Source organism: Mesorhizobium sp. M0894 (genome assembly GCF_040319725.1).
In the GTDB taxonomy this organism is placed as follows: Bacteria; Pseudomonadota; Alphaproteobacteria; order Rhizobiales; family Rhizobiaceae; genus Mesorhizobium.
The window spans coordinates 46,553-68,495 of sequence record NZ_JAMYOG010000009.1 but is presented as its reverse complement, the minus strand read 5'-3'; the positions used below and the strand labels follow the sequence as shown (position 1 = coordinate 68,495).

At 63.2% G+C, this 21,943-nt stretch carries 23 protein-coding genes; 11 read left to right on the top strand and 12 right to left on the bottom strand.

Going from position 1 to position 21,943, the window contains the following annotated elements; genetic code table 11:
• Window positions 1–57: 57 nt before the first annotated feature.
• Together NKH91_RS18710 and NKH91_RS18705 are read right to left on the bottom strand one after the other, a co-directional pair.
• On the bottom strand, window positions 58–1,182 hold the full coding sequence (locus tag NKH91_RS18710) for a glycosyltransferase family 4 protein (RefSeq protein WP_352640066.1): 1,125 nt from the start codon (window positions 1,180–1,182) through the stop codon (window positions 58–60).
• Window positions 1,183–1,194: 12 nt separating this feature from the next.
• The gene (locus NKH91_RS18705) at window positions 1,195–1,758 is read right to left on the bottom strand and encodes a polysaccharide biosynthesis/export family protein (RefSeq protein ID WP_023717305.1); all 564 of its coding nucleotides are present in this window, start codon (window positions 1,756–1,758) and stop codon (window positions 1,195–1,197) included.
• Between the two features lie 255 nt (window positions 1,759–2,013).
• Between NKH91_RS18705 and NKH91_RS18700 the strand changes: the two genes are divergently transcribed.
• Window positions 2,014–4,269, top strand: coding sequence for a GumC family protein (locus tag NKH91_RS18700; RefSeq protein WP_352481217.1), 2,256 nt, complete (start codon window positions 2,014–2,016; stop codon window positions 4,267–4,269).
• A gap of 21 nt (window positions 4,270–4,290) precedes the next feature.
• Here the strand turns inward: NKH91_RS18700 and NKH91_RS18695 are convergent, their stop codons facing one another.
• Window positions 4,291–5,520 carry a GNAT family N-acetyltransferase gene (locus NKH91_RS18695; protein WP_352481216.1) on the bottom strand — a complete coding sequence of 410 codons (1,230 nt, stop codon included), beginning with the start codon at window positions 5,518–5,520 and terminating at the stop codon, window positions 4,291–4,293.
• Window positions 5,521–5,609: 89 nt separating this feature from the next.
• Here NKH91_RS18695 and NKH91_RS18690 point away from each other — a divergent pair, with 89 nt between their 5' ends.
• A complete protein-coding gene (locus NKH91_RS18690) occupies window positions 5,610–6,668 on the top strand; it encodes a polysaccharide deacetylase family protein (protein WP_352845103.1) in 1,059 nt (352 codons plus the stop codon).
• On the opposite strand, the gene NKH91_RS18685 is transcribed toward NKH91_RS18690, so the two are convergent.
• The gene (locus tag NKH91_RS18685) at window positions 6,665–6,892 is read right to left on the bottom strand and encodes a DUF2842 domain-containing protein (protein ID WP_352465564.1); all 228 of its coding nucleotides are present in this window, start codon (window positions 6,890–6,892) and stop codon (window positions 6,665–6,667) included. The two genes, NKH91_RS18690 and NKH91_RS18685, sit on opposite strands and share 4 nt — an antisense overlap.
• 151 nt (window positions 6,893–7,043) lie before the next feature.
• Between NKH91_RS18685 and NKH91_RS18680 the strand changes: the two genes are divergently transcribed.
• A complete protein-coding gene (locus NKH91_RS18680) occupies window positions 7,044–8,138 on the top strand; it encodes a COX15/CtaA family protein (RefSeq protein WP_352481214.1) in 1,095 nt (364 codons plus the stop codon).
• Here NKH91_RS18680 and NKH91_RS18675 read toward each other — a convergent pair.
• The 3 genes from NKH91_RS18675 to speB are packed head-to-tail and all read right to left on the bottom strand — an operon-like array spanning window position 8,128 to window position 10,924.
• A complete protein-coding gene (locus NKH91_RS18675; RefSeq protein WP_352845101.1) occupies window positions 8,128–8,967 on the bottom strand; it encodes an aminoglycoside phosphotransferase family protein in 840 nt (279 codons plus the stop codon). The two genes, NKH91_RS18680 and NKH91_RS18675, sit on opposite strands and share 11 nt — an antisense overlap.
• Window positions 8,968–9,894 (bottom strand): N-acetyl-gamma-glutamyl-phosphate reductase, encoded by a 927-nt coding sequence (gene argC / locus NKH91_RS18670; protein ID WP_352845100.1) that lies wholly within the window; start codon window positions 9,892–9,894, stop codon window positions 8,968–8,970.
• A 22-nt stretch (window positions 9,895–9,916) separates the two neighbouring features.
• Window positions 9,917–10,924, bottom strand: coding sequence for an agmatinase (gene speB / locus NKH91_RS18665; protein ID WP_352845099.1), 1,008 nt, complete (start codon window positions 10,922–10,924; stop codon window positions 9,917–9,919).
• Between the two features lie 303 nt (window positions 10,925–11,227).
• On the opposite strand from speB, the gene NKH91_RS18660 reads away from it, so the two are divergent.
• Window positions 11,228–12,277, top strand: coding sequence for a glycerophosphodiester phosphodiesterase family protein (locus NKH91_RS18660; protein ID WP_023717313.1), 1,050 nt, complete (start codon window positions 11,228–11,230; stop codon window positions 12,275–12,277).
• 108 nt (window positions 12,278–12,385) lie between these two features.
• Here NKH91_RS18660 and NKH91_RS18655 read toward each other — a convergent pair whose 3' ends face one another.
• Window positions 12,386–13,258, bottom strand: a complete 873-nt coding sequence (locus NKH91_RS18655) for an aldo/keto reductase family oxidoreductase (RefSeq protein ID WP_352845098.1) — start codon at window positions 13,256–13,258, stop codon at window positions 12,386–12,388.
• Between the two features lie 95 nt (window positions 13,259–13,353).
• Here NKH91_RS18655 and NKH91_RS18650 point away from each other — a divergent pair, with 95 nt between their 5' ends.
• Window positions 13,354–14,256 (top strand): LysR family transcriptional regulator, encoded by a 903-nt coding sequence (locus NKH91_RS18650; protein ID WP_352845096.1) that lies wholly within the window; start codon window positions 13,354–13,356, stop codon window positions 14,254–14,256.
• 110 nt (window positions 14,257–14,366) lie between these two features.
• Here NKH91_RS18650 and rpsI read toward each other — a convergent pair whose 3' ends face one another.
• The 3 genes from rpsI to NKH91_RS18635 form a co-directional block, all read right to left on the bottom strand.
• A complete protein-coding gene (gene rpsI / locus NKH91_RS18645; RefSeq protein ID WP_023717316.1) occupies window positions 14,367–14,849 on the bottom strand; it encodes a 30S ribosomal protein S9 in 483 nt (160 codons plus the stop codon).
• 1 nt (window position 14,850) lies between these two features.
• Window positions 14,851–15,315 carry a 50S ribosomal protein L13 gene (gene rplM / locus NKH91_RS18640; protein ID WP_023674645.1) on the bottom strand — a complete coding sequence of 155 codons (465 nt, stop codon included), beginning with the start codon at window positions 15,313–15,315 and terminating at the stop codon, window positions 14,851–14,853.
• A 214-nt stretch (window positions 15,316–15,529) separates the two neighbouring features.
• Window positions 15,530–15,994, bottom strand: coding sequence for a PaaI family thioesterase (locus NKH91_RS18635; protein ID WP_023717318.1), 465 nt, complete (start codon window positions 15,992–15,994; stop codon window positions 15,530–15,532).
• Between the two features lie 149 nt (window positions 15,995–16,143).
• Here NKH91_RS18635 and NKH91_RS18630 point away from each other — a divergent pair, with 149 nt between their 5' ends.
• The 6 genes from NKH91_RS18630 (at window position 16,144) to NKH91_RS18605 (ending at window position 20,484) form a co-directional block, all read left to right on the top strand.
• Window positions 16,144–16,965, top strand: coding sequence for an enoyl-CoA hydratase (locus NKH91_RS18630; protein WP_352587766.1), 822 nt, complete (start codon window positions 16,144–16,146; stop codon window positions 16,963–16,965).
• A gap of 9 nt (window positions 16,966–16,974) precedes the next feature.
• A complete protein-coding gene (locus NKH91_RS18625) occupies window positions 16,975–17,397 on the top strand; it encodes a VOC family protein (RefSeq protein ID WP_352845094.1) in 423 nt (140 codons plus the stop codon).
• Window positions 17,398–17,409: 12 nt separating this feature from the next.
• Window positions 17,410–18,186 carry an AAA family ATPase gene (locus NKH91_RS18620; protein ID WP_352845211.1) on the top strand — a complete coding sequence of 259 codons (777 nt, stop codon included), beginning with the start codon at window positions 17,410–17,412 and terminating at the stop codon, window positions 18,184–18,186.
• Window positions 18,183–18,704, top strand: coding sequence for a CoA-binding protein (locus NKH91_RS18615; RefSeq protein WP_352845092.1), 522 nt, complete (start codon window positions 18,183–18,185; stop codon window positions 18,702–18,704). The genes NKH91_RS18620 and NKH91_RS18615 overlap by 4 nt, the downstream gene beginning before the upstream one ends.
• A gap of 143 nt (window positions 18,705–18,847) precedes the next feature.
• Window positions 18,848–20,128 (top strand): O-acetylhomoserine aminocarboxypropyltransferase, encoded by a 1,281-nt coding sequence (locus NKH91_RS18610; protein WP_352845090.1) that lies wholly within the window; start codon window positions 18,848–18,850, stop codon window positions 20,126–20,128.
• A gap of 5 nt (window positions 20,129–20,133) precedes the next feature.
• Window positions 20,134–20,484, top strand: coding sequence for a cupin domain-containing protein (locus NKH91_RS18605; protein ID WP_352845088.1), 351 nt, complete (start codon window positions 20,134–20,136; stop codon window positions 20,482–20,484).
• A gap of 33 nt (window positions 20,485–20,517) precedes the next feature.
• Here the strand turns inward: NKH91_RS18605 and NKH91_RS18600 are convergent, their stop codons facing one another.
• Window positions 20,518–21,765: a cytochrome P450 gene (locus tag NKH91_RS18600; RefSeq protein ID WP_352845087.1), complete on the bottom strand. Its 1,248-nt coding sequence runs from the start codon at window positions 21,763–21,765 to the stop codon at window positions 20,518–20,520.
• Window positions 21,766–21,943: the final 178 nt, after the last annotated feature.

Here is a 21,943-nt window from a genome sequence, read left to right as displayed (position 1 = left end):
TGGCTTTGGAGACGCTTTCACCGGGGACCTTTTGCAGCCGAGTGGATATCAGTTGCCCTATTGTTTGAGCGCGGCGAAATAGGCCTTTTCGATTTCGGCGGCCATTACATCCGCGCCGAACCGTGCCTTGAGGTCGGCGGCACCGGGCATCAGGCCTTTGTAGGCGTCGAGATCGGCCAGAGCGGCGCTTATCTTGTCGCCAAGTTCGCGCGGGTCGGGCCGGATCAGGGCAGGGGAGCCGGTGTCGAAGATTTCCGGTATGCCCCCGACCGACGTCGCGATTAGCGGCTTGCCGGCGGCAAGCGTTTCCAGAACGATATAAGGCATGGCTTCCGCGCGCGAGGGAACGACGACCAGCTTGGCCAGCGTGAAGGCGAGCCTGGCTGGCATCGGCGGCAGGAAGCTGACCTCGAGGCCGAGCTGATCTACCTTGGCGCGATAGCGCGGCAGGTCGTCGCCGTCGCCGACCATCAGCGCTTTCAATGGGCGACCGAGCCGTGTTGCGGCTCGCCCCAGCGCATCGATGAAGATGTCCGGGCCCTTGAGGTCGCGCATCATGCCGATATAGAGGAGGTCGACGGCATTGTGCTCGGTCTGCACCGGCTCGAACTCGGCGGCGCGCAGGCCGTTGTGTACGAGAGCGTTCGGAATGGGCGGCTCGCCGACCTTCCTGCGATAAGTCCGCCGCTCATAATCGGAAACAAATAGCAGGCAATCGGTGAAGCGAGCCATGAAGCGTTCGAGCGCGAAGAACAGCTTCCCCATCGCCGTGGTTTCGTCATAGTGCAGTGAGCCGCCATGCGGCGAATAAAGGCGGGCTACGCGAGACCTGGATACCCGCAACAATGAGCCGAACAGACGGGCATAGGCGCCACCTTTGGCGCCATGCCCGTGCAGCACGTCCGGCCGCAATTCTTTTATGATCCTATAGGTGCGTCGGGCCGAAGCGAGATCGCCTGGCCCGACATGCCGCTGCATCGGTGTGCGATGAATGCCGAGCGCCAGGCTGCCTTTCATCTGTTCGAACAGCCGTTCCTCGAAATCGCCGCCAGTCGTCGAATCGCAGACGATGCCGACGGCATGGCCGGCGGCGACCTGAGCCTCGGTCAGGTCGCGCACATGCCGGAAGATGCCTCCGACGGGTGAGCGAAAGCAGTGGACGATCCTGAGTGTGTCCGCCACTTGGTCAGCACATCAAAACAGGCGTTCGCGAACATAGACTGTGTCGCCGGGCAACAGCGGGTCGGAGGTCACCACGCGTCCGGTTATAACCTTGCCGTTGATGTCGCGGGTAATGTCGACGCTTTCCTGGTTGGCGCGTGGCGTGAAGCCGCCGGCGATGGCGATGGCTTTCTGCACGGTCAGGCCCGGAACGTAGGAATATTGGCCCGCCGCGCCCACTTCACCCATGACGAAGATCGGCCGGTAGCGATCGATTTCGACCGAAACGTCAGGATCGCGCAAATAGCCCTGGCGCAGTTTCTCGGCGATCTCGCCCTCGAGTTGCTGGGCGGTGTGGCCGCGCGCCGGCACGTTGCCGACGAGCGGCAGCGAGAGATAGCCGGATTGGTCGACGCTGTAGGTGTTGGTCAATCCTTCCTGCTCGAACACGGTGACGCGGACGCGGTCGCCGGCACCGAGGCGGTAGGGCTGGTCGAGCACTTCATGGAAGGCGGCCGGCGTCGGCCGGTAGCTTGAGCAGCCCGAAAGCATCGATACGGCAAGCAGCGCGCGGAAAAGGGGAGCAGTGCTTTTCATGAGCGGACACGTACCTTTGAATAGCCGGCGACTCTGCGGCAAACCTTAACGATCGAGCTCGGTTATCATCCTGTTAGGGTTAATGGCCGGTAAAGGCGCGCGGCCGATGCGGGCCCGATCGACAAATGCAGATGGTTTTCAGCCTCTTGTTTGCGGCTTGTTAGCAGAGCCTAACAGGTGCTTACCGCGTTATTAACGGCTGAGTTACCATAGTTGTTTACGGTGCATGCTGACTCAGTACCGGAGCAGGGATGCATGTCCGTTCAATCCGCGGCCGCAGATGTCGACGTCGATCTCAGGCAGCTTTTCGCCAGCCTGGCGCGAAACTGGCTGCGCATCCTTGTCGTCGCGCTGGCTGTAACCGGCCTGGCCTTTGCGCTCGCCTGGCTTGCAACGCCCGAATACAAGGCGGCAGCCAAGCTGGAGATCGGGCCTCGAGAATCGGAGTTCACGCGGCCAGCCGGTGCCAACGGCAACGAGCGGTCGATTCCCGACGAAGAGGCTGTGGCCACCGAGGTCCAGATCATTTCGTCCCCTGACATCCTCAAACAGGTGGCGGCGAAGCTCAACCTCGCGAAATTGCCCGAATTCGACGAGGCGCTGAAGATGTCGGCGCTGAGCCGCACCCTTGTCCTCGTTGGCTTGAAAAGCGATCCCTTCGAGATTCCGCTGGAAGAGCGCGTGCTGGACGCAATGCATGACAAGCTCAACGTCTATGGCGTTGAAAAAACCCGCGCGATCGCTATCGAGTTCTCGTCAGAGGATCCACAGCTTGCCGCCGCAATCCCGAACGCCATCGCAAACGCCTATATCGCCTCCAAGGGCAACGCCAAGCTCGAATCGAATTCCGCCGCCACCGACTTTCTGGCGCCGGAAATCGCGGACCTGCAGAACCGGGTGAAGGAGGCGGAGGCCAAGGTTGCCGCATTCCGTGCGCAGTCCGATCTTTTGATGGGCGGCAACAATTCGGTGCTTGCCACCCAGCAGCTGTCCGAATTGTCGAGCGAACTGTCACGGGTACGCGCCAACCGCGCTTCGGCGGAAGCGACCGCCGACAGTGTGCGCAGGGCGTTGCGCAATGGCGGCTCGCTGGATGCCGTTCCAGAGGTGTTGTCTTCCGACCTGATCCAGCGCCTGCGCGAGCGGCAAGTCGAACTCAAGAACAACATCGCCGACCTTTCCACCACCTTGCTCGACAATCATCCGCGCATCCGTGCGCTGAAGTCGCAGCTCGCCGATCTCGACCGCCAGATCCGCAACGAAGCGGAAAAGATCATGAAGGGTCTGATGGCGCAGGCCGAGACGGCGAAGGCACGAGAGGCTCAACTCGTGGCCGACGTCAACACCCTGAAGGCGGCGTCCGCCCGCGCCGGCGAAGAGCAGGTGGAACTCGATGCCCTGCAGCGCGATGCCGCGACCAAGCGCCAGCAACTCGATCTCTACTCGTCCAGCTATCTCCAGGCGGCCGCACGCAAGGATCGTAACTACCTGCCTGTCGACGCTCGCCTATTTTCGGAGGCCCGGGCGCCGACCGAACCCTATTTCCCCAAGATTGGTCCGATTGTCGGTGCGGCCTTTGTCGGCTCGTTGCTCCTCATGGCGATCGTCACGTTGCTGCAGGAACTGTTTTCCGGCCGCGCCATGCGTCCGGCCGCCGGTGCCCATTTCGAACGCATCGAGCAGGTTGCGATGCCGGCTGTCCAGGCCGAACGCGTAGTGGCCGAGCCCGGCCCGCCGGTTGCCCGGCCCGAACCGGCAGTCGCCGTGATCGACCAGCTCGGTGAGTCCGACAACAGTGTCACTGAAACCAAACTGGAGCCGGAACCCGTCGCGGTGGCGGAAGCGGCTGCCGAGAAAATCGAACCGGAGTACTCTGAGATGGCTGCTGCAGACATTGAACCGGCACGTTCCACCCTCGGTGAGGTCGACATCGACAAGGCCGCGGAAAAACTGATCGCCACCGGTGCCGCCCGCGCCATATTCGTGTCGCCGGAAGGCGACGAGGCGGCTGCCTCGGCGGTGCTGGTGGCGCGCGCAGTCTCTGACGCCGGGCTACGCGTGCTGCTGCTTGATCTCACCGCTTCGGGTGCTGCCTCGCGGCCGATGCTGGACAGCGGGCTGTTTCCGGGCATCACCGATCTGCTCGCCTCGCAAGCGCAGTTCAGCGATGTGATCCACCCCGATCTCTATTCGGACTGCCACGTGATTCCCGTCGGCACAGCCGATCCGGTCCGTGCCATGCGCGCCGCCGACCGGCTGCCGATCATCATGCAGTCGCTGACCACCGCCTATGACCTGGTCGTTGTCGAATGCGGGCCAGCGGACGCGCAAGGCATCAGCCGCCTAGTGGGCGAGGGCACCGAGGTGCTGCTCTCCATGCTGGAGCCGGACGACGAGGTGACGCAAGCCGCAGTCGCGCTCATCGAGAGCGGCTATCCCGACCTGACGCTGGTCACGCCAATCGGCCATGTGGCGCCGGGGCCAATGCCGGGGCGGCGCTCGGCCGCCTGAGGCAGTTTTCTCAAATCGAAATCAGCTGTCGTCTTCGCCTGCGGCCGGTGCTGTCTGTCCCACAGCCTTGCGGCGCAGCAGCTTGGTCAGCTTCCAGACCATTGGGCTGTGCTTGATGAATGCTTTCAGGCTTGCGCCGTGCCTGAGCGCAAGCGCCAGCGCGCGGCCCTTCAGCGTCAGCGGAACCAGCACCTCGAAATGCTGCGTTTCGACATCGCACCACAATCGCTTATAGGGTTCGTCGCCGACTGAGAAATCATAGATTTCAAAACCCGTCTCGCAGGCTTCCTGGATGTTCTCGAAGAACAGGAAGTCGCCGGGGCTGGTGTGTGCGAGGTCGTCCTCGGCGATCGCCCCGAATTCGCAGATCAGCCGCTTGCCCGAGCGGCTCGACCCGGTGACCGCACGAAGCTTGCCGGCGACTTCCAGCCCATGCAGCACGAAGCACGGGTTTTCCTCTTGAAGCGCTTCGGCAAACAGCGAGCGGAAAAAAGCGCGCACCTCCGCTTCACCGAAAACATTGACGATGCCCATCTTGCGGAAGCGGAATTCCTTCATCTCGAAAAAGGCGTCGAGCAGCCTGTTCACCTCGTCCGCAGTCCTCGCCTCGATGCGACGATAGCTGCCGACGGCCTCGAACTTGCGCGCCTGCGAGCGATGCTTCTTGCGCCTGCGCTTGCCGCTCACGCGGGTGAGCAGTGCATCAAACCCTCCGACAAGACCGGCGGCCAGCGACAGATTGGGGCTCGAAAAATGCGGCAAGGCGGAGAGCGGGTTGGCAACGCCGTCGAGATCAGGCAGCAGCCGCTCTAGCGCGACAAGATCGATGTCGCGCCGCGCCTTGGCAATCGCGGCCAGCATCGAACGGATCGCCGCGATATCGGCATTCGCCAGCCATTGCAGGTCGGCAGCGGCAAAATTGCCGTTGGCATGGCGCCCGCCCATGAAGCGCGCAACGCGGAATGCTCCGCTGCGGGTGACCTCCAGCGCCAGCGAGAAAACCGGCCTGTCGTCGGCGCGCAGCGTCGCAACGACAACGTCGGCGCCGGTATGTGCGGCCCAGTTCAGGATCCAGCCTGCGCTCTGCGCCGGGGCAAAAAGCGCCGAACGGCAGAATTCGGCGTACGCCGCCAGCGCCGCACTATCGGCAACCGAGGTCGACAGGCCGGCTTTGCCGGCCGGCAAGGCACACGGCGACGCCTCGCTGCTTGCCAGCCGATTGCCGTCAAATGACGCGGTGGCGTCAACCATACCTCAATCCTTAGGGCGTATTCGTCGCGATTGGGGGTCCGCGCAGGCGCATTCCATGCTTGATGAGCTTAGGCGCAAAAGGTGAATGAATGATCGACGGGGGCGAGGCAATCCGCAAACTGGCGCTCAATCTCGCCCGCTATTCCGGTCTTGCGCCGCTGGCCAAGCCGTTCATCGGCGGCCTTGGCGCCATCCTGATGCTGCATCGGGTCACCGGGACGCCGGAAAAGCCGAACGGCGTCAACCGCCACTTGAACATCGCGCCTGGGTTCCTCGACATCGTGATCGCCGACATGAAGGCGAACGGCTACACGTTCGTTACTCTGGACGAGGCAATCGAGCGCATCAAGGCTGGCGACAAGGACGGCCAGTTCGCGACGATCACCGCCGACGACGCCTATCGAGACAACATGACCGAGGCGCTGCCCGTGCTGGAGAAGCACGGCGCGCCGATCACCATCTACGTCGCGCCGGGACTGATCGATGGCGCTGCCGATTTGTGGTGGGACGTGGTCGAGGACATCGTCAATGCGCGCGATCGCCTGACGCTGACGACGCCGGACGGCCCGGTGACGATCGATTGCTCGAACCCAGGAAAAAAGGTCCAGGCCAATGCGCGTCTGCACGCTCATCTGACGCTGAAGGTGCGCGAGCAGGACCAGCGTGCGGTATTGCGCGATCTGGCGCGTTCGAACGGCATCGAGTTGGGCGGTTCGCGCCCGAACACGCTGATGAACTGGGACGAGCTCCGCACCATGGCCGCGCACCCGCTGGTGACGATCGGAGCGCATAGCGTCAATCATTGCAATCTGAAGCGGCTTTCCGAGAGCGACGCGCGGCATGAGATCGGCGACGTCAAGCGCATATTGCAGGCCAAACTCGGCGAGGAGCCGCGCCATTTCGCCTATCCCTACGGTTATGTCAGCGCCGTCGGCCGTCGCGAAGTGGGCCTTGTCCGCGATGCCGGCTATGCCTCGGCGGTGACGACCCGCCACGGCATACTCCGCGCCGAGCATGCCGGGTTCCTGCATGCCCTGCCTCGTATTTCGGTCAATGGCCGCTATCAGAGCGTCGCCCACATCCGAACAATGTTGTCGGGCGTGACGACGCCGCTGGCCAATGCCGGCAAGACGGTGGTGACGATCTAACTGTTGCCTCGGCTCTTCGGCCGCGGCTCCAGGATCAGCCATTTGATGATGCCCATCGCCGGCAGCACCCACAAAAGCCCGCTCAGCAGGAAGAAGATGAAATGCGCCAGTGGCCCGGACTGTGACAATTGGGCGACCGCCACGATCGAGGCGACCAGCGCATAGACGACGACCAGCACTACCAGCAGGAAGCTTCCGATCAGCTTTTTCAGGCGAATGGGCACGGCGCGATCTCGTTGATCGCTATCGCTTAGGCCGAACAGCCGATGCGCGCAAGCCGCCAGAAACGGCGCGACGGCGTGCCGCGCTGTCCGGTCTTGCAAGCCGGGTTGCGATGGTTCACCAATCCGCGACTTCAACTGCCGGGACAAAGCCATGGCTGCTGCCATATCCGATGCCGCGCCTTTCGCAGCCCGCGATCGCGACCTTCGCAACCGCGCGCTGGTACGTGGTTGGCTCTATGTCGTGCTCCTCGTGCTGTTTGCGCTGGTGGTGGTCGGCGGCGCTACGAGGCTCACCGATTCCGGCCTGTCGATCACCGAATGGCAGCCGATTCACGGCGTCATCCCGCCGCTCAATGATGCCGAGTGGCAGGAGGAGTTCCTGCGCTACCAGCAGATCCCGCAATATGCCGAACTCAACAAGGGCATGAGCATCGAGGCGTTCAAGTCGATCTTCTGGTGGGAGTGGGTGCACCGCGTCCTGGCGCGTAGTGTCGGCGTGGTCTTCGCCCTGCCGTTGCTGTTCTTCTGGGCGACGCGCCGCATCGAGCGCGGCCTCGGCACGAAATTGTCGGGCATCCTCCTTCTCGGCGCCCTGCAGGGCGCGATAGGCTGGTGGATGGTGGCGTCCGGGTTGGCCGACCGGGTTTCGGTCAGCCAATACCGGCTGGCGACGCATCTGACGCTGGCGGCGCTGATCTTCACGGCGACCATGGTGGTCGCACGCGGATTGGCCCCACACTCCGAACCGGCCGCCGACCGATCGACGCAACGTCTGGCCGGCTTTCTGGTGCTGCTGGCGCTGGTCCAGATCTATCTCGGCGGGCTGGTCGCAGGGCTCGACGCCGGCTTGAGCTACAACACCTGGCCGCTGATGGACGGCAAACTGGTCCCCGGCGACCTGCTGCTGCTCGAGCCGGCATGGCGCAATTTCTTCGAAAACCCGAAGACGGTGCAGTTCATCCACCGGGTCGGCGCCTACACGATCTTCGCAGTCGCGCTCTGGCACATGATTGCGACACGCCGGCGTCTGCCGGACACGACGCATGCCCGACGCGCGACGCTGCTGTTCCTGATTGTCGTGGTGCAGGCGTCGATCGGCATCGGCACCCTATTGATGCATGTGCCGCTGCACATGGCCCTGACGCATCAGGCATTCGCGCTGTTCCTGCTGGGTTTTGCCGCCGCGCACTGGCGCGGCACCAAGGGCGCTTATCCGCTGCCCCACGAGATTGCTCTCAGAGGCTGAGCCGCTCCGTCCGGATCGCCATGGCGATCGCCACCTCGCGGTCCTCGTCGACCGCATTGCGATCTTCATGGTGCCATGCAGCCGACAGGCAGCCATAGGCGATGGCGTGGTCCAGTATCGCGGGCGGCGACTGGCCGAGCGTTGCGGCAAAGACTTGCGCCATATGGCGGATCCGCCGCGGATCGAGGCAAAGATCGTCTCGGTCAAGTGGGTTGTAGAACATGTTGGCCGCGTCGAAGCCGGGGTCGCCGAGAACGCCCTTCGGGTCGATCGCCAGCCAGCCGCGCGGACCGTGCATGACGTTGTCGTGGTGCAGGTCGCCATGCAGCGGCCGCACGTCATGCGGATTGGACAGCAGCCGTTCCGCGATTTCGGCTGCTTCGACGTACAGGCTCTTTTCGCCGGCGGCGCGATCGGCCTTGGCCTTTTTGAACAGGCTGGAGAACCGGGTCCGCAACGGCTGGAGATCCGGCGGGGCAGGGTGCTTCGACGGCGAGACCAGTCTTGCCATTACCTCGGCCGCGATCGCGGTGGCGGCATTGTCGCCTTGTTCGGCAAGATGGTGTGACAGCATCCTGTCGCCGGCGTATTCGAGCAGCATGCGGTGGCCGTCGCGGCCGAGCAGCCGCACCGCGCCTTCGCCGCGTCGCCAGGCGAGGAAATGCTCGCCACGCAACTCGTCCTCGACATCGTCGAAAGGCTTTAGATCCTTGACGATTGCCGGTGAGTCGTCCTCGCGAGCAACCTTCCAGATGCGGCTGCTGAAGGTTTCGGCCATGAGTTCGGGCGCGCCGACCTTCCAGCGCTTCGGAAATGCCGGCGCATCCATTCAGAGGCCGAGCATCAGATCCATGTTCTGCACGGCTGCACCCGACGCGCCCTTGCCGAGATTGTCGTAGACGGCAAGCAGCAGTGCCTGCGCCCTGTCGTCATTGGCAAAGACATAGACCTTCATCCGGTTGGTGCCGTTGTAGATCTCCGGATCGATCTCAGGCATGCGTTCCTGATGCAGATACGGCGCCACCTCGACCACGCCACGATCAATGGAAGCAAAATGGTCGGCGATCGCTGCATGAAGTTCGGCGCCGGTCGGTACATGGTCGAGACCGCCGAGTTGCAGCGGCACTACCGTGATCATGCCTTGCGCGAAATTGCCGACTGCCGGCTGCATGATCGGATCGTGCGAAAGCCTGGCATAGGTCCTGAGCTCCGGCACGTGCTTGTGCTGCAGCGTCAGCCCGTAGGGCAGGAATTCCGACGCATCCTCGCCCTTGGCGACATAATCCTCGATCATCGGCCGGCCGCCGCCGGAATAGCCAGAAATGCCGTTGACGGTGACCGGAAAATCGGCTGGCAACAGCCCCGCCGCAACCAGCGGCCGCAGCGTCGCGATCGGTCCTTGCGGCCAGCAGCCCGGATTGGCGACGCGCTTCGCCGAAGCGATCTTCTTCGCCTGGTCCTTGTCCATTTCGGCGAAACCATATTCCCAGCCCTCGGCGACGCGATGTGCCGTCGAGGCGTCGATCACCTTGGTGGCGTCATTGGCGATCAGCGAAACGCTTTCCTTGGCTGCCGCGTCCGGTAGGCAGAGGATCGCGACATCGGCGGCATTGAGGAACTCGGCGCGCGCTGCCGTTTCCTTGCGGCGCTCAGTCGGGATGGAGATGATTTCCAGGTCGCCGCGCTCGGCAAGCAGCGCCCTGATCTGCAGACCGGTGGTGCCGTGCTCGCCGTCGATGAAGATTTTCGGTTTCATTGCCTGCCAAAATTCCTGTTAGCTATATGCCGCTTGCCTGATTCAATCCGGCAACGCTGTGATTGCCCTGGTTCATTTCCTCGAGCCGGGCCTTTCGTTCCGCCAGCAGCCCGAGATAGTGCATGGCCACCATCGAGCCGGCAATTGCCGTTATATCGGCGTGATCATAGGCTGGCGCAACCTCGACGACGTCGGCGCCGACGATATCGACCTGGTTGATCTGGCGCAGCACCGACAGGATCTTTGCCGAAGACGGGCCTCCCGCTACCGGCGTTCCGGTGCCGGGCGCAAAAGCCGGATCCAGGCAATCGATGTCGAAAGTGACGTAGGTCTTCTTGCCGCCCGTACGGTCGACGATAGCATAGGCGATGTCGGACGCCCGCATTTCCTCCACTTCATGGCCATACAGGATCTTGATGCCGAACGTATCGGGCGCGTGGGTGCGGATGCCGATCTGGATCGACCGGTCGGGGTCGATGATGCCCTCCTTGACCGCACGGCCGACGAAGGAGCCGTGATCGATGCGCTTGCCGTCGTCGGGCCAGGTGTCCTGATGAGCGTCGAACTGCACCAGGGCCAGCGGGCCGTAGATGGCGGCATGCGCCTTGAGCAGCGGCCAGGTGACGAAATGGTCACCGCCGAGCGATAGCAGAAAGGCGCCGGATTTCAGGATCCTCGCCGCTTCGCGTTCGATCGTGGAAGGGGTCTTCTGGTGATTGCCGCTGTCGAGCAGGCAATCGCCAAAATCGACCACGGCAAGCTGTTCGAACAGGTCGCGCGAAAACGGATATTGCGGATCGTTGTCGAGGATGGCCGACGCGCGGCGAATCGCCTGCGGTCCGAAACGCGCGCCCGGCCGATTGGTGACCGCCGCGTCGAAGGGAATGCCCCACACCACCGCATCGGCGCCCTTCACGTCCTTCGAATATTTGCGCCGCATGAACGACAGCGCGCCGGCATAGGTCGGCTCGAACGACGCGCCCGTCCTGGAGCGGGTGGTGAAGGCGTGATCGATGGTCCTTGGCGGCATGAAGCGATCTCCTGTGCGTCGACGCGCAACCTTATTGGCCATAATTCTCAGAATTGCGACCCCTTCGGAAGAACATGGCTATTCGGCCCGGTCACAAATCCTTGCTTGCCAGGAGAGCCCCGCATGGCTGGCCCGGAGATTGCCTAGTTAGCAACCGAAAGTAGCCGCTACGGCCGTTTCGGCCGGCATTAACCTGATTTTCCAGCGTTTGCGAAGCCGGCTTCGTTCACTAGGCTGTCACGAGCGTCGCTTAACCGGGTGTCGATCCGGTACGGAGCGATTCTCATGCGAACGACCTGTCTCATGCGAACGACTTGGCTGAGCCTTCTGCTTTCCGCGGCGCTGGCGGCCTCCCTTGGCCATGCATCGGCAGGCGAAACGCGCGCCAGGCAGATTCTCGACCGGTTCGAGCACGCCAACCAATGGCGCGACCATGTGATGGTGGCCGCGCACCGCGCCGGCGGCATGCAGGCCGGCAAGACGCTCTATCCCGAAAATTCGATCGCCGCCGTCGAGGCGTCGATTGCAATGGGCGCCGAAATCGTCGAGGTCGATATCAGGCGCTCGAAGGACGGACAGTTCGTCGTCATGCATGACAGCTGGCTCGACCGCACCACGAACTGCAAGGGCGAGGTGGTCAAGCGCACGCTGGCCGAACTCAAGACGTGCCGGTTGGTGATCGAAGGCACCGGCGCCTTTACGGGCGAGACAGTCTCGACGTTGCGCGAAATGTTGATGGCGACCAGGGACAGGATCCTCATCAATCTCGACAATAAGCTCGATACCGAAAGCCTCGCCGGCATGGTCGCGGTCGCGCGCGACCTCGGCATGGCCGAACAGGTGATCGTCAAGGAGAATCTGTGGGATGCGGAGAGGATCGCCACGGTTGCGGCCGCCATGGACGCGATCGACGGCGGCTTCCAGTTCATGCCGATCATTGCCGACGATGCGGTTCACGACGCCATGTTTGCCGAAAAAGTCAGCCGGGCGTTCCCGGTGCGGGCGATCGAACTGATCAATTGGCGGGCTGGCGCCGAGACACTGACCGAGACCGGCGGCCCGCTGTTCAGCCCGCGCATGCGCGCGCTGGCGGTGAGGGGTGACTGGCACATCTGGGCCGACACCTATGCCATCGTCAACAAGCCGGGTGGCTTCCTCGCCGGTGGCCGCGGCGACGAGCTGGCGGTCGCGGCCAGCCTGCCGCGCGAGACTTATGGCTTCTGGGTCGAGCGCGGCGCCACCATCATCCAGACCGACGAACCGAAGGCCGCCATCGATTGGCTGGCGGCGAACGGTTTTCGCGTGCCCTATGCCGGCCCGGCCGAGCCGGCGAATACGGCCAGCATTAACTAGGAGCGGCGGTCGCGCTGCCAATCTCCCCCCTTGTGGGGGAGATTGGCTCATCACCGCCTTCGCTAGTCTCCAACACCGGCTGGCGGCACCTCGCGCCTCGTGCGCAGGTCAAGCCGCCATCGACACGCCCTCCAGCGCCTCGAGCGCATCTTCCGGCAGCGCGAGATCGCCTGCGGCGAGGTTCTCCCTGAGATGCGCAACTGAAGACGTGCCGGGGATCAGAAGAATGTTGGGCGCGCGGCGAAGCAGCCAGGCGAGCGCGACCTGCATGGGCGTGGCGCCGAGGCGTGAGGCGACCTTGGACAAGGCCGACGACTGCAGCGGGTTGAAGCCGCCAAGCGGGAAGAACGGCACATAGGCGATGCTGTCGCGGGCCAGGTCGTCGATCAACGCATCGTCGCCCCGATGCGCCAGATTGTACTGGTTCTGCACGCAGACGATCTTGCAAACCCTGCGGCCTTCGGCGATTTGTGCAGCGGTGACGTTGCTCAGCCCGATGTTACGCACGAGGCCCTGTCGCTGAAGCTCGGTGAGCGTTGCAAGCGGCGCCTCGATCGACCCTTCGGCGGGGCCATGCGCGTCGAACATGACCCGAAGGTCGACCACCTCCAGCACGTCGAGCCCGAGATTGCGCAGATTGTCGTGCACCGCCTTGGTCAGCTCTTCGGCCGAGAAGGCCGGCAGCCATGCTCCGTCCCGGCCGCGCCGGGCGCCGATCTTGGTGACGATAACGAGGTCGTCGCGATAGGGTGCGAGCGCTTCGCGGATCAACAAATTGGTGACGTGCGGGCCGTAGAAATCGCTGGTGTCGATGTGATTGACGCCCTGCGCAACGGCTTCGCGCAGCACGGCCAATGCCGCATCGTGGTCCTTTGGTGGGCCGAAGACGCCGGACCCTGTGAGTTGCATGGCGCCGTAGCCGAGCCGTCTGACTTTGCGGTCGCCGAGGATGAATGTGCCGGACTGGTCGACGCTGGACATGGTCTTTCTCCTTCAGGGAATGGTGCACAGATAGACGGTGTCCGATCTCGTGATAATTGGGTACAATTCGCACGGGCTGTGCGGAATGACGAACAATGCAGATTGATCTCGGGGATCTGAACGCCTTCGTGGCCGTGGCGCGCGCCAAAGGTTTTCGGGATGCGGCACGCGCCAGCGGCGGCAGTGCGTCCGGCTTGAGCGAGGCGGTGCGCCGCCTGGAGACGCAGCTCGGTGTCAGGCTGCTCAACCGGACGACGCGCAGCGTCGTCCTGACGGAGGCCGGCCAAGGCTTGCTGGCGCGGCTCGGTCCAGCCTTGACCGAGGTGGAGTCGGCGCTGGACGTGGTGAACGGCTTTCGCGACAGGCCGGCCGGCTCGCTGCGCCTCAATGTGCCGGTCAGCGCGGCGCGACTGGTCCTGCCCAGCATCGTGCCGCGGTTCCTTGCCGCCTATCCCGGTATCCGGCTGGAGGTGATCGCCGAGGAGAGCTTTGTCGACGTGCTGGCGGCCGGCTGCGATGCCGGCATCCGTTACGACGAGCGGCTGGAACAGGACATGATCGCCGTGCCGATCGGGCCGCGCGTGCAGCGCTTCGCCACCGCCGCCAGCCCGGCCTACCTGGATCGTCATGGCCGGCCGCAACACCCGCGCGACCTGCTCGGCCACGCCTGCCTGCGCGGCCGCTTTCCCAGCGGTGCGATAACGCCATGGGAGTTCGAGCGCGACGACGAGGTGGTGCGGGTCGACCCAAGTGGGCCGCTTCTCGTGACACTGGGCGGGGCGACCGACCTCAAGGTCGATGCAGCCATCGCCGGCACAGGCATCGTCAGCCTGTTCGAGGATTGGCTGCGCCCTCACTTCGAGAGCGGGGCGCTCGAACCGGTGCTTGAACCGTGGTGGCAGAGCTTCTCCGGGCCGTTCCTTTATTATCCCGGCCGGCGCCTCGTGCCGGCGCCGCTACGGGCGTTCATTGACTTTATCAGGGACAGCCGGACCTGATGTCTGCGCCAGGCATGAACCCCGCCGCAGGCGCTGGTGGGAGAAGGCTCTGCACGAACAGAAAAGGCCGCCCGGAGGCGGCCTTTCGATAGCGTGCAATTGCGCAGCGCTTAGCGCTTGGAGAACTGGAAGCTCCGGCGAGCCTTCGCCTTGCCGTACTTCTTGCGCTCGACGACGCGGCTGTCACGGGTCAGGAAGCCACCCTTCTTGAGCACGGCGCGCAGCGCCGGCTCGTAGTAGGTCAGCGCCTTGGAGATGCCGTGGCGCACGGCACCGGCCTGGCCGGAGAGGCCGCCGCCGATGACGGTGGCAACGATGTCGTACTGGCCGGCGCGATTGGCGGCGATGATCGGCTGGTTGAGGATCATCTGCAGGACCGGACGCGCGAAATATTCGGCGAACACCTTGTCGTTGACGACGATCTTGCCGGAGCCGGGCTTCACCCAGACGCGCGCGATGGCGTTCTTGCGCTTGCCGGTGGCATAGGCGCGGCCCGATTTGTCGAGCTTCTGGACATGGACGGGTGCTGCCGGCTGGGTGTTGGTGTTGCCGGTGGCAGTTCCGAGTTCTGCGAGCGAGGAAAGCTCAGCCATCTTACGAAACCTTCTTGTTCTTGGCGTTCAGCTTGGCCACGTCGAGGACGACGGGCTGCTGGGCGACATGCGGATGTTCCGTGCCTGCATAGACGCGGAGATTCTTCATCTGGCGACGGCCGAGCGGGCCGCGCGGGATCATGCGTTCGACGGCCTTCTCAACGACACGCTCGGGAAAGCGGCCCTCGAGCAGCTGCCGCGCGGTGCGTTCCTTGACGCCGCCGGGGTGACCGGTGTGCCAGTAATAGACCTTGTCGGTGAACTTCTTGCCGGTGAACACCACCTTGTCGGCATTGATGACGATGACATTGTCGCCGTCGTCAACATGCGGGGTGAAAGTGGGCTTGTGCTTGCCGCGAAGATGATTGGCGATGACAGTGGCGAGACGGCCGACGACGAGACCCTCGGCGTCGATCAGCACCCACTTCTTCACCACATCCGCAGGCTTCTGCGAAAAGGTTGCCATGGATTGTTGCTTTCGGTTCGGACCTTCAAAAGAAGGCGTTTCTTGTTGCTTGGATTGGCGAAAGGCACTTGCCCCCCGCCAATAACAAAACGGCGGCCTTTGCGGGCCGCTGTTCCGTGAGGGCTTATAGGAGAGAGCGGCGACTACGTCAAGGCGCGTGAAAAGCCATCTCTGGGGTAAAATCAAGCAAAAACAATGATTTGAGCACAAGGTATTATTTTACCACATCTCCAATCCGCTTTGGCGGGATCGAATAGGTGCCCGTTGCGTGCGCTACCGTGTGTCCCTCCGGGCCGGCGACGATGTCGATATCGAACACCATCAGGCTCTTGCCGAGCTTGAGGATGCGGCAATGGCCGTCGATCGGCCCGGCCTCGGCCTTGCGGACAAAATTGATGTTGAGACTGGTGGTGACCGAAAGTGCATCCGGTCCGGCATGCGAGAGCACGCAGACATAACCGCCTATGTCGGCCAGCGTGAACAGCGCCGAACCCGACACGGTGCCGCCGGGACGCAAATGGCGCTCGTCGGCATTGAGCCGCACGACACAGCCGCCTGGAAACACCTCCAACGCCTCGTAGAAGGTGAACTGGTCGTTGAGCTGCGGGAAAACAGTCGCCACAAGCGCGTTGACGTCAGCAGCCGTCAGCACCGGCTTGAGATTGCTTTGAGCAGGCATGTCGGTCTCTCGTTTGCGCCTGCCTGTATGAGCGTAGCGTGCCGTTTCTGGCAACAGCCATTCATTATGGCAGAAGCGGGTGTTGGACGAAGCGAGACCCGCATACTAGATTAGACCATCACCGATCCGGAATCGCGGAGGAATGACCCATGGCCGAAATCGTCGCCATCAAGCCTGCCGTTGCCGAAGGGCCGGTCGCCGCCCGGCTGGATAAGGGCGTGCTGCGCCTGACGCTCGCCAATCCGCCGGCCAATGCTCTTTCGCTTTCAGTGATGGCGGCGCTGATGGCGGAACTCGACCGCGCCAAGGCCGACAAGTCCGTCCGCGTCATCGTCCTTGGGGCGGCCGGCAAAGTGTTCTGCGCCGGGCACGACCTCAAGGAGTTAAGCACGCACCGCGCCGATGCCGATCACGGCAGGGCCTTCTTCGAAAAGACGTTTTCCGCCTGCGCTTCACTGATGCAGGCGATCGTTCGCCATCCCAAGCCGGTGATCGCCGAAGTCGACGGCCTGGCGACGGCGGCCGGATTGCAGCTGGTCGCCAGCTGCGACCTCGCCATCGCTTCGCACGAGGCGACCTTCTGCACGCCTGGCGTCAATATCGGACTGTTCTGCTCGACGCCGATGGTGGCGCTGTCGCGCAATGTCTCGCGCAAGCACGCCATGGAGATGCTTTTGACCGGCGAAACGATCGAAGCGGCAACCGCCAAGGAATTCGGCTTGGTCAACCGCGTCGTGCCGCGCGAATATCTGAATCAGATTGTTACCAAATACGCGCAAACCATTGCTGCCAAATCCTCCCTGGTCGTCAAGATCGGCAAGGAAGCCTTTTATGAGCAGGCGGAAATGGGGCTGGCCGAGGCCTATGATTACACCGGGCGCGTCATGGTCGAGAACATGCTGGCGCGCGATGCGGAAGAGGGCATTGGCGCCTTCATCGGCAAGCGCAAGCCGGAATGGCCGGAGGAATAGGAGGCGGATATGGAACCGCGCATCTCCATCATCACCATCGCCACCGACGATCTCGAGCGCGCCACGCGCTTTTATGAGGCGATGGGCCTGACCCGCCATGCCGGGATAACCGAGGGCGTTGCTTTCTTCCAGATGGGCGGCGCCATTCTTGGCTTGTTTCCGCGCCCAAGCGCCGAGGAGGATTCGGGCGTCACCTTCTCCAACGCGCCGTCGGCCGTCTACCTCGCCTACAACACCCGCTCCGACGCCGAGGTCGATGCAGTGTTGGCGCTGGCCAAGAAGGCCGGCGGCCGTATCGTCAAGCCGGCGCAACGGGCCTTCTGGGGTGGCTGGTACGGCTATTTCGCCGATGCGGACGGGCATGTCTGGGAAGTGGCGCACAATCCGGCTTTTCCGATCGCGGAAGACGGATCGATTTCGCTGCCGGCCTGACGAGGTTCCCCTCTGGCTCATCGCAAGCAACTGACGCGGCTGAAGGCGCCCTATCTGAAGCGTATCCTGATCGAGCCCAGCCGGGTCGTCGATTGGGAAAAATATCCCTGGAACCTGCCGATCTTTCACCGCCATAAATTCGAGCTCGAATTCACCACGCCGATCACCATCATCGTCGGCGAGAACGGCACCGGTAAATCGACGCTGCTCGAAGCGATCGGCGCGCTGGCAGGCTACGATGAAGCCGGCGGCGGCAAGGGCTACATGCCGGTCGATCACTCCCGCGCCGTCGACAAGAGCGGCGCAGCGCTGGCGGCGACGTTGCGCGGCCACTGGCTGCCGAAGGTCACCGCCGGCTGGTTCTTTCGCGCCGAATCCTTCTATTCGGTTGCCCGCTATCTAGATCAGGCTGCCATCGACGCACATGAGGCGCCGCCCGACTTCCTGTCCTGGTCGCATGGCGAGGGTTTCATCAGATTCTTCGAGGAGCGCTGCCGCCGGCAAGGCATTTACATCCTCGACGAGCCCGAAAGCGCCTTGTCGCCGACGCGCCAGATCGAACTTCTCAAGATGCTGCGGCGGATGGACCAGTCCGGCACGGCGCAAGTGATCATGGCGACACATTCGCCGCTGCTGATGGCCTGTCCCGGCGCGGGGCTGTTCCGCATTAGCCGGTCCGGGCTCGACCCGACCGATTTTCACGACACCGATCATTTCCGCATGATGCGCAATTTTTGCAACGATCCAGATGGTTTTCTCGCCGAAGCGCTGTATGAGGACGAGGCATGAACCACGACGCTTACGACAACGCCTATATCGCCGGCATCCTCAATTCGGTGAAGACCATCGCCATGGTCGGCGCGTCGGCTAATGACGTGCGGCCGAGCTATTTCGTGCTGAAATATCTGCTCGGCAAGGGCTTTTCGGTGTTCCCGATCAATCCCGGCCAGGCCGGCAAGGAGATCCTAGGCCAGATGACCTTTGCCAGGCTCGCCGACGTTCCGGGACCTGTCGACATGGTCGACGTGTTTCGCGCGTCCGCTGCCGTGCCGGGCATTGTCGACGAGGTGCTGCGGCTCGATCCGCTGCCGAAGGTCATCTGGATGCAGCTTGGCGTACGCCATGACGAGGCGGCCACACGCGCCGAAGCCGCCGGCATCAAGGTGGTGATGAACCGTTGCCCCAAGATCGAATATGGCAAGCTGTCGGGCGAGATCGGCTGGACCGGCGTCAATTCCGGCGTGCTGTCGTCGAAGAAGCCGCTTATGCGGCCGGGATTCCAGAGTTTCGGCGTTCGCCAGAAGTAGGTCGTGAATAGTGAATGGTGAATAGAAGGATTTTTCTGGAAGGCGGCAAGGCGGCATATGAGCCGCTTGCAATCAGGGCGGCGCTGGCCGACTTTGCCATTCACCATTCACCATTCACCATTCACCATTGAGGGAGGTTTTCGATGGCCCGCACGCCCGGTTTCAACACGCTCGCCGTCCATGCCGGCGCCAAGCCGGATCCGGCGACTGGGGCGCGAGCGACGCCGATCTACCAGACGACCTCCTTCGTCTTCGACGATGCCGACCATGCCGCCTCGCTGTTCGGGCTGAAGGCGTTCGGCAACATCTACACCCGCATCATGAACCCGACCCAGGCGGTGCTGGAAGAGCGCATCGCGGCACTCGAAGGCGGCACGGCAGGCCTTGCGGTCGCCTCCGGCCATGCCGCGCAGGTGCTGGTCTTCCACAATCTGATGCAGCCCGGCGACAATTTCGTTTCGGCGACAAAGCTTTACGGCGGCTCGATCAACCAGTTCGGCCATGCCTTCAAGAATTTCGGTTGGCAGGTGCGCTGGGCCGACACCAACGACATCTCGACCTTCGAGAGCCAGATCGACGACAGGACCAAGGCGATCTTCATCGAAAGCCTGGCCAATCCGGGCGGCGTCTTCGTCGACATCGAGAAGATCGGCGACATTGCCCGCAAGCACGGCCTGCCGTTGATCGTCGACAACACACTGGCCTCGCCCTATCTGCTGCGGCCGATCGAACATGGCGCCGACATCGTCGTGCATTCGCTGACCAAGTTCATCGGCGGTCACGGCAATTCCATCGGCGGCGCCATCGTCGACGGCGGCACCTTCGATTGGTCGAAGTCGGGCAAGTATCCGATGCTGTCGGAGCCGCGCCCCGAATATGGCGGCCTCGTCCTGCATGAGACCTTCGGCAATTTCGCCTTCGCCATCGCCGCGCGCGTGCTCGGCCTGCGCGACATCGGCGCGGCGATTTCGCCGTTCAACGCTTTCCTGATCCTGACCGGCCTGGAAACCTTGCCGCTCAGGATGCAGCGCCACTGCGACAATGCGGTGGCGGTCGCCGGGTGGCTCTCCAACCACCCCAAGGTTGCCTGGGTGTCCTATCCCGGCCTGCCCGACGACAAGAACAATGCGTTGCAGAAGAAGTACTCGCCGCTGGGCGCCGGCGCGGTGTTCACCTTCGGGTTGAAGGGCGGCTACGCGGCGGGCATCAAATTCGTCGAAGCGCTCGAACTGTTCTCGCACCTGGCCAATGTCGGCGACACCAAGTCGCTGGTCATCCACCCGGCATCGACCACGCATCGCCAGCTTTCCGACGAGCAGAAGATCAACGCGGGAGCAGGGCCGGACACGGTCAGGCTTTCGGTCGGCATCGAGGACGTCAACGACATCGTCGCCGATCTGGAACAGGCTCTCGCCAAGGTCTGATCGCCATGACCACGCCGAGATTTCTTTCCGTCGGCGTCGAAACCGTCGCACCGGAACTTGGCGCACCGGCGCCGGATCGCCTGATTTCGGGCGATCCGAAATTCCGCACCTGGAATGTCGAGGAACAGGACAGCGGCCTCTATGCCGGCATCTGGGAAGCAACGCCCGGCAAATGGCGCATCGAGTATGACGAGTGGGAGTTCTGCCACATCCTGTCAGGGGTTTCGGTGATCGCCGAAGACGGCGGCAAGGCGCGCACCGTCAAAGCCGGCGATAGTTTCGTGCTGAGGCCGGGCTTCAAGGGGAGCTGGGAAGTGCTTGAAACGACTCGCAAGGAGTATGTGATCAAGCTTTGATCGCCTGTCGGCTGAGCCTATCGGATCGAATCCTCAAAAGCCCACGGCGAGCGTTTCCAGCCCATGGAAATGATAGCTGTCGCGAAAGCGTGGTTGTTCGGCAAGATGCAGCTGCGGCAGGCGTTCGAACAAGGTTTTCAGCGACACCTGCAATTCGAGCCGGGCGAGCGGCGCGCCGATGCAGAAATGGATGCCGGCGCCGAACGACTGGTTTTTCTGGTCGGCGCGGTCCGGCCTGAAGGCGAGGGGCTCGGTAAAGGCGACGGGATCGCGATTGGCCATGCCGAGCAGCAGACCGATCGTCTCGCCAGGGCCTACGATGATCCCGGGCCCAGCCTCGACCTCCTGATAGGCATAACGCGTGAACATGTGCAGCGGCGCGTCGAAGCGCAGGCACTCTTCGACCGTCGCGGCTGTTGCTTCCGGTGAGGCGAAGAAGCGGCGCGGGTCGCCGCCTTGCGCAAGGATCGAGCGCACCGCATTGCCGGTCTGGTGGACGGTTGCTTCATGGCCGGCATTGAGCAACAGGATCGCCGACGATACCAGCTCGTCCTCCGACAGTTTCTGGCCATCCTCCTGTGCCGCAATCAGCAGCGACAGAAGATCCTCGCCCGGCCTCTTTCGCCGCTCGGCGACGTAGCCGCGCAAAAAATTCGAAAAGTCGCGCGCGGCGCGATTGGCCGTGTCCTCCGTCTCGCGGGTGCGGCCATGCATGTACATGGCGACCATCCGATGCGACCAGTCGAGCAGCTGCGGACCCATGTCGACCCGTACGCCGAGCATCTCGGCAATGATGGTGATCGGCAAGGGAGCGGCGAACGCCGGCAGCAAGTCGACCCGGTCCGGCTCGAAACGGTCGATCAGGTCGTTTGCCAGCGCCTCGACACGTGGCCTGAGCCGCTCGACCTGGCGCGAGACGAAGGCGCGGTTGACCAGCGTTCTGAGCCGTGTGTGGACGGGCGGTTCCAGCTCCAGCATCGAATTGGCCTCGATGCCGTCGAAGGCGCTGAGATGCGTGCGATCCTGGCCGATGCCCCGGCTGTCTGGAATGCCGGCCGGGTTCTGCCGGCCGAAGCGGCGATCGCGCAGCAGACGGTTGACGTCGTCGAAGCCGCCAAAGCACCAGAAACCAAATTCTTCCCAGAAGATGGCGTTCGATGCACCGTGCAGGAAGGCGTAGGCTTCGTAAGGGTCCTGGAAAAAAGCCGGCTCGTGCGGATCGAGCCGCAGTCGGCGGGTGGCTGGATCAAAGGCAAGGTAGGGCGGCTTCAATTCGGTCATGCCAGACCATTAGCGCATGACCCCGAAAACCGGAATCGGTTTTCGGAAAGGATCATGCGCAGATTCAAAGTGTTGGAGCGTCCTTTGCGCGTCGAAGGACGCGCGGCGCTCCAAGGCTTGCCAGTCTGGTGCCAGACCGTATGTTGGCCCTCCCGTGAGGTGAGCCACCAAAGCGGTT